At 71.6% G+C, this 12,213-nt stretch carries 10 protein-coding genes; 3 read left to right on the top strand and 7 right to left on the bottom strand.

All coding sequences use genetic code 11. The features are described 5' to 3' along the window. Positions 1 to 24: 24 nt before the first annotated feature. The 5 genes from ABD347_RS02900 to ABD347_RS02920 are packed head-to-tail and all read right to left on the bottom strand — an operon-like array spanning position 25 to position 6,400. Positions 25 to 1,527, bottom strand: a complete 1,503-nt coding sequence (locus tag ABD347_RS02900; protein WP_344355943.1) for a CoA-acylating methylmalonate-semialdehyde dehydrogenase — start codon at positions 1,525 to 1,527, stop codon at positions 25 to 27. Positions 1,528 to 1,552: 25 nt separating this feature from the next. Further along, complete coding sequence (gene iolD, locus ABD347_RS02905; protein WP_344355945.1) at positions 1,553 to 3,427, bottom strand: 3D-(3,5/4)-trihydroxycyclohexane-1,2-dione acylhydrolase (decyclizing); 1,875 nt, start codon at positions 3,425 to 3,427, stop codon at positions 1,553 to 1,555. Beyond that, positions 3,424 to 4,239 carry a 5-deoxy-glucuronate isomerase gene (gene iolB / locus ABD347_RS02910; RefSeq protein WP_344355947.1) on the bottom strand — a complete coding sequence of 272 codons (816 nt, stop codon included), beginning with the start codon at positions 4,237 to 4,239 and terminating at the stop codon, positions 3,424 to 3,426. Before iolB ends, iolD begins: the two co-directional genes overlap by 4 nt. 29 nt (positions 4,240 to 4,268) lie before the next feature. Beyond that, a complete protein-coding gene (locus ABD347_RS02915) occupies positions 4,269 to 5,153 on the bottom strand; it encodes a Cgl0159 family (beta/alpha)8-fold protein (RefSeq protein WP_344355949.1) in 885 nt (294 codons plus the stop codon). Next, positions 5,150 to 6,400, bottom strand: a complete 1,251-nt coding sequence (locus ABD347_RS02920; protein ID WP_344355950.1) for a 5-dehydro-2-deoxygluconokinase — start codon at positions 6,398 to 6,400, stop codon at positions 5,150 to 5,152. Before ABD347_RS02920 ends, ABD347_RS02915 begins: the two co-directional genes overlap by 4 nt. Positions 6,401 to 6,524: 124 nt before the next feature. Between ABD347_RS02920 and ABD347_RS02925 the strand changes: the two genes are divergently transcribed. From ABD347_RS02925 to ABD347_RS02935, 3 genes are all read left to right on the top strand, one after another. Then, positions 6,525 to 7,439, top strand: coding sequence for a sugar phosphate isomerase/epimerase family protein (locus tag ABD347_RS02925; protein ID WP_344355952.1), 915 nt, complete (start codon positions 6,525 to 6,527; stop codon positions 7,437 to 7,439). A 309-nt stretch (positions 7,440 to 7,748) separates the two neighbouring features. Continuing rightward, a complete protein-coding gene (locus tag ABD347_RS02930; RefSeq protein ID WP_344355954.1) occupies positions 7,749 to 7,946 on the top strand; it encodes a helix-turn-helix transcriptional regulator in 198 nt (65 codons plus the stop codon). Positions 7,947 to 8,303: 357 nt separating this feature from the next. Continuing rightward, positions 8,304 to 8,615: a heavy-metal-associated domain-containing protein gene (locus tag ABD347_RS02935; RefSeq protein WP_344355956.1), complete on the top strand. Its 312-nt coding sequence runs from the start codon at positions 8,304 to 8,306 to the stop codon at positions 8,613 to 8,615. A gap of 548 nt (positions 8,616 to 9,163) precedes the next feature. On the opposite strand, the gene ABD347_RS02940 is transcribed toward ABD347_RS02935, so the two are convergent. Both ABD347_RS02940 and recD2 read right to left on the bottom strand, forming a co-directional pair. Then, a complete protein-coding gene (locus ABD347_RS02940) occupies positions 9,164 to 10,453 on the bottom strand; it encodes a citrate synthase (protein WP_344355958.1) in 1,290 nt (429 codons plus the stop codon). 177 nt (positions 10,454 to 10,630) lie between these two features. Then, on the bottom strand, positions 10,631 to 12,213 hold a 1,583-nt coding region (recD2, locus tag ABD347_RS02945), incomplete at its 5' end, for an SF1B family DNA helicase RecD2 (protein WP_344355959.1).

The following is a 12,213-nucleotide window of genomic DNA, read 5'->3' on the forward strand; positions in this document are numbered from 1 at the left end:
CCGTTTTCTCCGGGCGGGGACGCGTCAGTGGTTGCGCGGGAAGCCCAGGTCGACGCCCGCCGGGGCGTCCGACGGGTCGGGCCAGCGGGTGGTGACGACCTTGCCACGGGTGTAGAAGTGCACGCCGTCGTTGCCGTAGATGTGGTGGTCGCCGAAGAGGGAGTCCTTCCAGCCGCCGAAGGAGTGGTAGCCGACGGGGACGGGGATCGGGACGTTCACCCCGACCATGCCCGCCTGGACCTCCAGCTGGAAGCGGCGGGCGGCGCCGCCGTCACGCGTGAAGATGGCGGTGCCGTTGCCGAACGGCGAGTCGTTGATGAGGCGGACGCCCTCCTCGTAGGTGCCGGCGCGCAGCACGCACAGCACCGGGCCGAAGATCTCGTCGCGGTACGCGTCGGAGTCCGTGGACACCTTGTCGAGCAGCGACAGGCCGATCCAGTGGCCGTTCTCGTACCCGTCGACGCTGTAGCCGGTGCCGTCGAGCACGACCTCCGCGCCCTGGGCGGCGGCGCCGGTGACGTACGAGGCGACCTTGTCGCGGTGGGCGGCGGTGATCAGCGGACCCATCTCGGAGGCCGAGTCGTCGCCCGGACCGATCTTGATCTTCTCGGCGCGCTCGCGGATCTTCTCGACGAGCTCGTCGCCGATGGCGCCGACGGCGACGACCGCCGAGATCGCCATGCAGCGCTCGCCCGCCGAGCCGTACGCCGCCGAGACCGCCGCGTCGGCGGCCGCGTCGAGGTCGGCGTCGGGGAGGACCAGCATGTGGTTCTTGGCGCCGCCGAGGGCCTGGACGCGCTTGCCGTTCGCCGAGGCGGTGGCGTGGATGTACTTGGCGATGGGCGTGGAGCCGACGAAGGAGACGGCGGCGACGTCCGGGTGCTCCAGCAGCGCGTCGACGACGACCTTGTCACCGTGGACGACGTTGAGGACGCCGTCGGGCAGGCCGGCCTGGGAGGCCAGCTCGGCGAGCAGGTTGGCGGCGGACGGGTCCTTCTCGCTGGGCTTGAGCACGAAGGTGTTGCCGCAGGCGATGGCGAGCGGGAACATCCACATCGGCACCATCGCCGGGAAGTTGAACGGCGTGATGCCGGCGACCACGCCGAGCGGCTGGCGGATGGCGGCGACGTCGACCCGGTTGGAGACCTGGGTGGACAGCTCGCCCTTGAGCTGGACGGTGATGCCGCACGCCAGCTCCACGATCTCCAGGCCGCGCGCGACCTCGCCGAGCGCGTCGGAGTGGACCTTGCCGTGCTCGGCGGTGATCAGGGCGGCGATCTCGTCGCGGTGGGCGTCGAGCAGCGCGCGGTACGCGAACAGCACGGTGGTGCGCTGGGCCAGCGAGGACGTGCCCCAGGTGGCGTACGCGGCCTTGGCGGCGGCGACGGCGGTGCCGGCCTCCTCGGCGGAGGCGAGGGCGACCCGCGTGGTGACGGCGCCGGTGGCCGGGTCGGTGACCGGGCCCCAGTTGCCCGACGTGCCCTCGACGGTCTTGCCACCGATCCAGTGGTGGACGGTCTTCGTCATGACGTACGTACTCCTCTTCGGACCTCTACAGGTGGCGGCGTCGGGCGGCGACCTGTCGGTCGTACTCCTCCCGGGCCTTGACCGCCGGTGCACGCGTCGCGGTCTCGGCCACGGGCACATCCCACCATGCCTCGGCGGCGGGCGCGCCCGACACTGTGTCTGCCGTTTCGGTCTCGACGTAGACACATGTGGGGACGGTCGCCACGCGGGCTTCGCCGAGGGCTTCCCGCAGGTCACGGATGGTGTGGGCACGCAGGACCCGCATGCCGAGGCTGGCCGCGTTGGCGGCGAGGTCGACCGGGAGCGGGTCGCCGGTGTACGTGGTGTCGGGAGCCCGGTAGCGGTAGGCGGTGCCGTACCGCTCGGCGCCCACGGCCTCCGAGAGGCCGCCGATCGAGGCGTACCCGTGGTTCTGGAGGACGACGACCTTGATGGGGACGTTCTCCTGGACGGCCGTGACGATCTCGGTGGGGTTCATCAGGTACGTACCGTCGCCGACGAGTGCCCAGACGGGGCGGCCGGGGGCGGCGAGGGCGACACCGATGGCGGCGGGGATCTCGTAGCCCATGCAGGAGTACCCGTATTCGACGTGGTACTGGTCGCGGGAGCGGGTCCGCCAGAGCTTGTGGAGGTCGCCGGGGAGCGAGCCCGCGGCGTTGATCAGGATGTCGTCGCCGGTGACCAGGGTGTCGAGCATCCCGAGGACCTGCGGCTGGGTGGGCCTCGCGTCCTCACCGGCGGGGGTGTACGCGGCTGTGACGCGGGCGTCCCAGGCGGCCCTGAGCTCGGTGTACTCGCCCGCGTACGGCGTCGGGACGGCGTGCCCGCCGAGGGATGCGGCGAGCTGCTCCAGCCCCTCGCGGGCGTCGGCGACCAGCGGGAGGGCGGCCATCTTGTGGGCGTCGAAGCCGGTGATGTTGAGGTTGACGAAGCGGACCCGGGGGTGGGCGAAGAGCGTCGAGGAGGCGGTGGTGAAGTCGGTGTAGCGGGTGCCGACCCCGATGACCAGGTCGGCGGTGCGGGCGAGGTGGTTGGCGGTGGAGGTGCCGGTGTGGCCGATGCCGCCGACGTCGGCGGGGTGGTCGTGGGGCAGGGAGCCCTTGCCGGCCTGCGTGGACGCGACGGGGATGCCGGTCGCGGCGGCGAACGTGCCGAGCGCGGTCTCGGCGGCGCTGTGGTGGACCCCGCCGCCGGCCACGATCAGGGGCCGCCGCGCCGCCGCGACGGCCTGGACGGCGGCTTCGAGTTCGGCCGCGTCGGGCCGTGGGCGGCGCACCCGCCAGACGCGTTCGGCGAAGAACTCCTCCGGCCAGTCGAAGCCTTCCGCCTGCACGTCCTGCGGCAGCGCGAGCGTGACCGCGCCGGTGGCGGCCGGGTCGGTGAGGACCCGCATGGCGTGCATCGCCGCCGGGATCAGCGCCTCGGGGCGGGTGACCCGGTCGAAGTACGCCGACACGGGGCGCAGCGTGTCGTTGACGGACACGTCCCCCGCGCAGGGCGCTTCGAGCTGCTGGAGGACCGGGTCGGCGGGGCGGGTGGCGAAGGTGTCGCCGGGCAGGAGCAGCACCGGGAGCCGGTTGACGGTGGCCAGGGCGGCGCCGGTGACGAGGTTGGTGGCGCCCGGGCCGATGGAGGTGGTGACCGCGTGGGTGGAGAGGCGGTTGCACTGGCGGGCGTAGCCGACGGCGGCGTGGACCATGGCCTGTTCGTTGCGGCCCTGGAGGTAGGGCATCCGGGCGGCGTTCTCGACGAGGGCCTGGCCGATGCCCGCCACATTGCCGTGGCCGAAGATGCCCCAGGTGGCGTTGATGAGCCGGTGGCGCTCCCCGTCCCGCTCGGTGTACTGGCGGGCGAGGAAGGCGACGAGCGCCTGGGCGGTGGTGAGCCGTCGGGTGCTCATCGGTATCCCTCCGTGCGGTGGTCGGGGTGGAAGCGGATCTTCCATTCCCGTTCCTCGCCCGGGCCCGCCATGACGTTGAGGTAGTACATGGTGTGGCCGGGCTGGGCGATGGACGGGCCGTGCCAGCCGTCCGGTACGAGGACGGCGTCGCCGCTGCGCACCTCCGCGAGGACGTCGGCGCCGCCGGGACGGGAGGGTGACACGCGCTGGTAGCCGAGTCCGTCGCCCTCGATCTCGAAGTAGTAGATCTCCTCCAGCTCCGCCTCCTCGCCGGGGAGGTGCTCGTCGTGTTTGTGGGGCGGGTAGGAGGACCAGTTCCCGCCGGGGGTGATGACCTCGACGGCGATGAGCCGGTCGCAGTCGAAGGTGTCGGCGGCGGCGAAGTTGCGCACCTGGCGGGCGTGGTTCCCGCTGCCGCGCGCTTCGACCGGTACCTCCGGCGCGGGGCCGTAGCGAGCGGGGAGTCGTCGCTCGCACTTCGCTCCTGCCAGGGCGAAGCGGCCTCCCGCGCCGGAGGCGATCTGGGTGTGGGCGTCACGCGGTAGGTAGGCGAAGTCCGTGACGCCGCTGAACACGCTGTCCCGGCCCAGCAGTTCGATGGACTCGCCGTCGACCTGAACCGTACAGCCGCCGGCGAGGGGAAGCAGGATCCACTCGCTGTCACCCGTTTCGAGGGCATGGGAGCCGCCGGCGTCCAGGTCGAGGACGCGCAGGGCGGAGTGGCCCCAGCCGGCCCGCTCCGGGTCGATGTCGAGGGCATACGGTCCGCGGGCGGACTCGCCCCTCGGTACGTACAACTGCTGGTCGGTCATGATCTCTCCGTACCCTCCTGGACCGGTCCTCAGAGCAGAGCGACGGCGGTGTCGACGGCGGCGGCGACGTCGCCGTCCGCCGGGTAGAGCAGGGACCGGCCCACCACGAGGCCCTGGACGGTCGGCAGTCGCAGGGCCGCCCGCCACCGCTCGTACGCCGTGTCCTGGTCGGGTCCCACGTCGCCGCCGAGGAGGACGGCGGGGAGGGTCGTGGTCTCCATGACCCTGGCCATGTCGTCGGGGTCGTCGGTGACGGGGACCTTGAGCCAGGTGTACGCGGAGGTGCCGGCGAGCCCGGAGGCGATGGCGAGCGACGTGGTCACCGCGTCGGGGCTCAGGTCGTTGCGGACGCGGCCGTCGGCCGGGTCACGGTGGGAGAGGAACGGCTCGACGAAGACGGGGAGCCGCCGCTCGGCCATGGCGTCGATGGTGCGGGCGGCGGTGGCGAGGGTGGTGAGCGAGCCGGGATCGGAGTGGTCGATGCGCAGGAGCAGCTTTCCGGCGTCGAAGCCGAGGCGGGCGAGGTCCTCGGGGCGGTGGCCGGTGAAGCGGTCGTCGAGCTCGAAGGCGGCTCCGGCGAGGCCCCCGCGGTTCATCGAGCCCATGACGACCTTGTCCTCCAGGGCCCCGAGGAGCAGCAGGTCGTCGAGGATGTCGGCGGTGGCGAGGACGCCGTCGACGCCGGGGCGGGAGAGCGCGAGGCACAGCCGCTCCAGCAGGTCGAGGCGGTTGGCCATGGCGAGCGGCCGGTCGCCCACGGCCAGGGCGCCGCGGGCCGGGTGGTCGGCGGCCACGATCATGAGCCGCCCGGAGTCGCCGAGGAGGGCTCGGCGCCCGCGGCGGGAGGCGGCCTCGGCGACGGCCTCCGGGTGGCGGGTGCGCACCGCGAGGAGGTGCGCGAGGTCGACGGTCACGGCCGCCCGCCTTCGGTGGGGCCGGGCGGTGTGTGGGGCTGGTGTGGCTGGTGGGGGTGCGGCGACGGGTGTGGCTGATGCGGCTGGTGTGGTCGGTGTGACTCGTGCGGCTTGCGTGGCCGGTTCGGTGCGTGCGGCTCGTCCGGCTCGTGTGGTGGCGCCGCACCCGGGCGCCGCCCGGCGGCCGGGAGACCCTCGGGGGCGCCGTCCAGGAGGGCCGCCACCTCGTCCGGGAACGGCATGGCGGACGAGCAGGCGAGGCGGGAGGCGACGATCGCGCCGGCCGCGTTGGCGTACCGCACGGTTCGCTCCAGGTCCCACCCGGCGAGCAGTCCGTGGCACAGGGCTCCCCCGAACGCGTCACCCGCGCCCAGGCCGTTGACCACCTCAACCGGAACCGGCGGTACGTCGGCGGTGTCGCCGTCGGCCGTCATGGCGAGCACGCCCTTGGGGCCCTGCTTGACGACGGCGAGGCGGACACCCGCGTCGAGGAGGGCACGGGCGGCGGCGCGCGGCTCGCGCTCCCCGGTGGCGATCTCGCACTCGTCGACGTTGCCGACGGCGACCGTGACGTGCCGCAGCGCGGCGGCGTAATGGGGCCGGGCGTCGTCGGGCGCGGACCAGAACATCGGCCGCCAGTCGAGGTCGAAGACGGTGACCCGTCCGTCCCAGGCGGCCGCGTACGCGGCGGGGCGCGGCCCGCCGGGCGACGACACGGCGGCGGAAGTCGCGGTGGCGGGAGGCACGGCGGCGGAAGGTACGGCGGCCGACCGGGCGGCAAGGGCCGCGAGCGTGGACCCGCGACTGGGCTCGGCGGACAGGCCCGTACCGGTCATCCAGAAGACCCGGGCTGCCGCGATGGCCGCCGAATCGAGCTCGTGCTGGTGGATCTCCAGGTCGGGGGCCTTGGGCTGGCGGTAGAAGTAGAGCGGGAAGTCGTCGGGCGGGAAGATCTCGCAGAAGGTGAGCGGGGTCGGGTACGCGTCGACCGGCGTCACCCACCGGTCGTCCACACCGAACGCGCGGAGCTCCTGGTGCAGGTAGTCCCCGAACGGGTCCGCGCCCGTGCGGGTGATCAGCGCGGTGCGCCGGCCGAGCCGGGCCGCCGCGACCGCCACATTGGAGGGCGAGCCACCGAGGAACTTGCCGAACGTCTCGACGTGGGCGAGCGCGACGCCGGTCTGGAGGGGGTAGAGGTCCACCCCGATGCGCCCCATGGTGATGAGGTCGTACGGATCGGTCGCCATCCAGGTCCCCTTCGCGTCGGCGCCGTGCTCAGGTCTAGCCGCCCCGAGAAAGCCTGTCAACATTTTGTCCGGACATTCGGACGAAGTCTTGACGCCTCACTCCGCCCCCACCAAGCTGGCCACCATGACGCCGCTGTCGCCGCCGCCGCTGTCCCGCATCCGGATCGGTTCCGCCCCCGACTCATGGGGCGTGTGGTTCCCCGACGACCCCCGGCAAGTGCCCTGGCAGCGCTTCCTCGACGAGGTCGCCGAGGCCGGGTACGAGTGGATCGAACTCGGCCCCTACGGCTACCTCCCCACCGACCCCGCCCGGCTCACCGAGGAGACCGCCCGCCGCGGCCTGAAGGTCTCGGCGGGCACGGTCTTCACCGGGCTGCACCACGGCGAGGCCGTCTGGGAGAAGACCTGGGCACACGTGGCGGACAACGCCGCCCTCGCCCGCGCCATGGGCGCCGGCCACCTCGTGGTCATCCCGTCCTTCTGGCGTGACGACAAGACCGGCGAGGTGCTGGAGGACCGGAACCTGACGGCGGACCAGTGGCGCGACCTGAGCCGCCTGACCGAACGCCTCGGCCGGGAGGTGCGCGACCGGTTCGGCCTGCGCGTCGTCGTCCACCCGCACGCCGACACCCACATCGACACGGAGGAGAACGTCAGCCGCTTCCTCGACGCCACCGACCCCGAGCTCGTGGCGCTCTGCCTGGACACGGGGCACTACGCGTACTGCGGCGGCGACAGCGTCGAGCTGATCGAGACCTACGGCGAACGGATCGGCTACCTGCACCTCAAACAGGTCGACCCCGGGATCCTCGCCCAGGTCGTCGCCGACGGCACCCCGTTCGGCCCGGCCGTGGCACGCGGCGTCATGTGCGAACCACCGGCCGGCGTTCCCGCCCTGGAACCGGTCCTGGCCGCCGCCCAGGCCCTGGACGTCGACCTCTTCGCCATCGTCGAGCAGGACATGTACCCCTGCCCCCCGGACAAGCCCTACCCCATCGCCGCACGCACGCGCCGCTTCCTCCGCTCCTGCGGAGCGTGAGCACCGCGCCGGACCGGTCCGGCCCCGGGCAGGGCATGGCGGTGTACGGCGCGGAGGCACTCAACGTCAGGGCCGTCGACGCTCCGGGACGAGCGGGCGGGAAGCGCCCGTCCTGTAACAGCGGTCCCTGCCGTGTCACGCATATCTCCATTACGCGCACCTTCCGTCACAGCCGTTCAACAGGCCCTTCCCGTTCGTCACTGTGTGTCGTTCAACGGGCACAGGCTGAGTGATCACCAGCGTCCGCGCCCCGGCTCCCCCGACGGTCCTCCCGGACCGCGCCGCGGCGCGCGCAGGGAGGTGCTGCAGATGACGGACAGAAGGCTCTGGTCCTACAAGGAGATCGCCGCGCACATCCGGGTACAACCGGACACCGTCCGCTCGTACCGGAAGCACGGACTGCTCCCGAACCCCGACCACGTGGAGAACGGCAAGCCCTACTGGTACCCGGACACGATCCGCGTCTGGGTGGCCAACCGCCCCGGCAACCGGGCCCGCGGATCCTGACGCCCCCTCGCAGCCGCCGGGCGGTCCGGCGCCCCGGCCCCGCGCCTCCCCCGGCGCGGGGCCGGCCGCGTAAACGGCTTGCCCGTCCCCGCGAGGGCTCGGAGCACCAGGGGCAGCGGCGTGACTCGCCGACCACGTCCGTCCTGGCCCGCGAGGGGGCCGTCCACCGGGGACGCCCGGAGACGACTCCCCCCGCCGCTCCCCGACAGCCGGCGCCGACTCCCCGCACGCGGAGGCGACCGCGCTGGCATTGATACCCCCTAGGGGTATAAAGTGAGTACATCAGGACGCCACGCCGTTCTCGCGAACCTCGTGAGCCCCTGCCGCACCGCGACTCCGATCGAAGAGGAGAACACCATGACCGCCGAGACGAGGGCCGACCTCCCCCAGGCGACCGGCTCCTGCTGCTCGCCCACCGGCTCCTGCCACGACGGCGCGACCGGGAACCCGGCCGGCGGCGTCACCACCGTCTACGAGGTCCGGGGCATGACCTGCGGGCACTGCGAGGGCGCCGTCACCGAGGAGGTCTCGGGGATCGCCGGCGTCACCTCGGTCAAGGCGGTCGCCGCCACCGGCCTGGTCACGGTCACCTCGGAGACCGCCCTGGACGAGGCCGCGGTACGCGAGGCGGTCGACGAGGCGGGTTACGAACTCGTCGGCCGGGCCTGACACCGCGCCACACCGGCAAGCACCGGAGAGCACCGACCACCTCCGGCCGGACCGGACCGCGCCCGTGACCACGGGCGGCCGGACCGGCCGTGGTCATTTCCTCCGACTTCGGTGGTGACTGTCGGTCGCCCGTCCCGTACCTGCACGTGATTTCACCTTCACGTGACTCACAGGACCTTCACAAAGAGATCTAGATCACAGATATTTGGGGGTAACCATTTGGACGGCTCGCGAGTCTAAATGGGCGATGCCACGAACGTCTTGGGGGACGTTCATGGGATGTCTTGGGGGACGTCCCAGGCAAGCGTTGGCCGGGGCACGTGCACCGGGGAGCTTTGAGCGGCCCTCCCGTACGTACCCCGGCAGATCGCATCGCGAGCTTCTGCTGGTAACCGGCAGACGCCCGGACCCGGATCCCGTGGGGGGAATCCGTTCCGGGGATATGGGGAGCGCCCCGCTCGCCGACCCGTGGGGGGATCGGCGGCGGGGCGCTCTCGTACGCGCAGCGAGGGGCGCCCGACGGGAACCCCTCTCGGCGTCGTCGTGTGTCAGCGGCTCTCGACCGGGACGAAGTCGCGCAGGACCTCGCCCGTGTAGATCTGGCGCGGGCGCCCGATGCGGGAACCCGGCTCCTTGATCATCTCGTGCCACTGGGCGATCCAGCCCGGCAGGCGGCCCAGTGCGAAGAGGACCGTGAACATCTCGGTCGGGAAGCCCATCGCCCGGTAGATGAGACCGGTGTAGAAGTCCACGTTCGGGTAGAGGTTGCGCGAGACGAAGTAGTCGTCGGCGAGCGCGTGCTCCTCCAGCTTCAGCGCGATGTCCAGCAGCTCGTCGGACTTGCCGAGCGCCGAGAGGACGTCGTGCGCCGCCGCCTTGATGATCTTCGCCCGGGGGTCGAAGCTCTTGTAGACGCGGTGGCCGAAGCCCATCAGGCGGACGCCGTCCTCCTTGTTCTTCACCTTGCGGATGAAGGAGTCGACGTCGCCCCCGGCGGCCTGGATGCCCTGGAGCATCTCCAGCACCGACTGGTTGGCGCCACCGTGCAGCGGGCCCCACAGGGCGGAGATGCCGGCGGAGATCGAGGCGAACATGTTCGCCTGTGACGAGCCGACCAGGCGCACGGTCGAGGTGGAGCAGTTCTGCTCGTGGTCGGCGTGCAGGATCAGCAGCTTGTCGAGGGCGGAGACCACGACCGGGTCCAGCTCGTACTCCTGCGCCGGGACCGAGAAGGTCATCCGCAGGAAGTTCTCGACGTACGACAGGTCGTTGCGCGGGTAGACGAACGGGTGACCGATCGACTTCTTGTACGCGTACGCGGCGATCGTGGGCAGCTTGGCCAGCAGCCGGATCGTCGAGAGGTGACGCTGCTTCTCGTCGAACGGGTTGTGGCTGTCCTGGTAGAACGTCGACAGAGCGCTGACGACCGAGGACAGCATGGCCATCGGGTGGGCGTCGCGCGGGAAGCCGTCGAAGAACCGCTTGACGTCCTCGTGCAGCAGGGTGTGCTGCGTGATCTCGTTCCGGAAGGCCGCCAGCTCGTCGACCTTGGGCAGCTCACCGTTGATCAGCAGGTACGCCACCTCGAGGAAGGTGGAGCGCTCGGCCAGCTGCTCGATGGGGTAGCCGCGGTACCGCAGGATGCCCTGCTCACCGTCGAGGTAGGTGATCGCGGATTTGTAGGCGGCGGTGTTGCCGTATCCACTGTCCAGGGTCACCAGACCGGTCTGGGCTCGGAGCTTCCCGATGTCGAAGCCCTTGTCACCGACGGTGCTCTCGACCACCGGGTAGGTGTATTCACCGTCCGCGTACCGCAGTACTACAGAGTTGTCGCTCACGTCATCCCTCACCGACGTAGTGCCTCTTCTTCGAGGTGCCCTGACTGTCTCTACCATCCCCCACTTGGCCCAGCAGAGTGCACTCGGGGTCGACCATTCGGCCAATTGGCGGCACTCAGTGCCGCCAACCTGCTCATCCTGCCCCCTTCGCCCCGGTTGCGAAAGTCCGGATGATCCTCAGGTGATCTTTCCCACCCGCACCTCACCTTTCAGCCGGTGACGCAGTGAGGTAAAGCGCCGGCCTGCCGAAACGGTGCGGACCGCCTGTCCGATCGCCTTGCGCGAGCCGACGAGGACGACGATCTTCTTCGCCCGCGTGACGGCCGTGTAGAGCAGGTTGCGCTGGAGCATCATCCACGCCCCCGTGGTGACCGGGATCACGACCGCCGGGTACTCGCTCCCCTGGGAGCGGTGGATGGTGACGGCGTACGCGTGGGCCAGCTCGTCCAGCTCGTCGAAGTCGTACGGCACCTCCTCGTCCTCGTCCGTCAGCACCGTCAGCCGCTGCTCGTCCACGTCGAGCGAGGTGACTACGCCGACCGTGCCGTTGAAGACCCCGTTCGCACCTTTCTCGTAATTGTTGCGAATCTGAGTGACCTTGTCGCCGACGCGGAAGACCCTGCCGCCGAATCTCTTCTCCGGGACGTCCGGCCGCGAGGGGGTGACCGCTTGCTGGAGGAGTCCGTTGAGGGTCCCCGCTCCGGCCGGACCGCGGTGCATCGGTGCCAGGACCTGCACGTCCCGGCGGGGGTCGAGGCCGAACTTCGCGGGGACGCGGCGGGCCGCGACGTCCACGGTGAGCCGGCCGGCCTCCTCGGTGTCCTCCGTGACGAAGAGGAAGAAGTCCGGCAGCCCCGAAGTGATCGGCTGCTGACCCGAGTTGATCCGGTGGGCGTTGGTGACCACACCGGACTGCCGGGCCTGCCGGAAGATCCGCGTGAGCCGCACGGAGGGCACCGGGCCGTCCGGGGCCAGCAGGTCGCTCAGCACCTCCCCCGCGCCCACGCTGGGCAGCTGGTCGACATCCCCCACCAGCAGCAGGTGCGCGCCCGGCGCCACCGCCTTGACCAGCTTGTTGGCCAGCAGCAGGTCCAGCATGGAGGCCTCGTCGACGACGACCAGGTCGGCGTCGAGCGGCCGGTCCCTGTCGTACGCCGCGTCCCCGCCCGGCTTCAGCTCCAGCAGCCGGTGCACGGTGGACGCCTCCGCGCCGGTCAGCTCCGCCAGCCGCTTGGCCGCGCGGCCGGTGGGCGCCGCGAGGAGCACCTTGGCCTTCTTGGCGCGGGCCAGCTCCACGATCGACCGGACCGTGAACGACTTGCCGCAGCCGGGGCCGCCCGTCAGCACGGCCACCTTCTCGGTGAGGGCGAGCCGCACCGCCTCCTCCTGCTCGGGCGCCAGCTCCGCCCCCGTACGGTCCGCCAGCCACGCCAGCGCCTTGTCCCACGCCACGTCCCGGAACGCGGGCATCCGGCCCTCCTCGGCGCGCAGGAGCCGCCGGAGCTGGGCGGCCAGGGAGAGCTCGGCGCGGTGGAACGGGATCAGATAGACGGCCGTCAGCGGCTGCCCCTCCGGGCCCGGCACCTGCTCGCGTACGACACCCTCCTCGTCGGCCGCCAGATCGGCCAGGCACTCGATCACCAGGCCCGTGTCGACCTGGAGCAGCTTCACCGCGTCGGAGATCAGCTGCTCCTCGGGCAGGAAACAGTGCCCCTGGTCGGTCGACTGCGAAAGGGCGTACCGCAACCCGGCCTTCACCC

This window comes from Streptomyces gobitricini, from assembly GCF_039532985.1.
GTDB classification, from domain to species: Bacteria; Actinomycetota; Actinomycetes; order Streptomycetales; family Streptomycetaceae; genus Streptomyces; species Streptomyces gobitricini.

Excerpts from the sequence above, each read along its gene's own strand:
- ABD347_RS02900 (WP_344355943.1), bottom strand. The coding sequence starts at position 1,527 with ATGACGAAGACCGTCCACCACTGGATCGGTGGCAAGACCGTCGAGGGC.
- iolD (WP_344355945.1), bottom strand. The coding sequence starts at position 3,427 with ATGAGCACCCGACGGCTCACCACCGCCCAGGCGCTCGTCGCCTTCCTC.
- iolB (WP_344355947.1), bottom strand. The coding sequence starts at position 4,239 with ATGACCGACCAGCAGTTGTACGTACCGAGGGGCGAGTCCGCCCGCGGA.
- ABD347_RS02920 (WP_344355950.1), bottom strand. The coding sequence starts at position 6,400 with ATGGCGACCGATCCGTACGACCTCATCACCATGGGGCGCATCGGGGTG.
- ABD347_RS02925 (WP_344355952.1), top strand. The coding sequence starts at position 6,525 with ATGACGCCGCTGTCGCCGCCGCCGCTGTCCCGCATCCGGATCGGTTCC.
- ABD347_RS02930 (WP_344355954.1), top strand. The coding sequence starts at position 7,749 with ATGACGGACAGAAGGCTCTGGTCCTACAAGGAGATCGCCGCGCACATC.
- ABD347_RS02935 (WP_344355956.1), top strand. The coding sequence starts at position 8,304 with ATGACCGCCGAGACGAGGGCCGACCTCCCCCAGGCGACCGGCTCCTGC.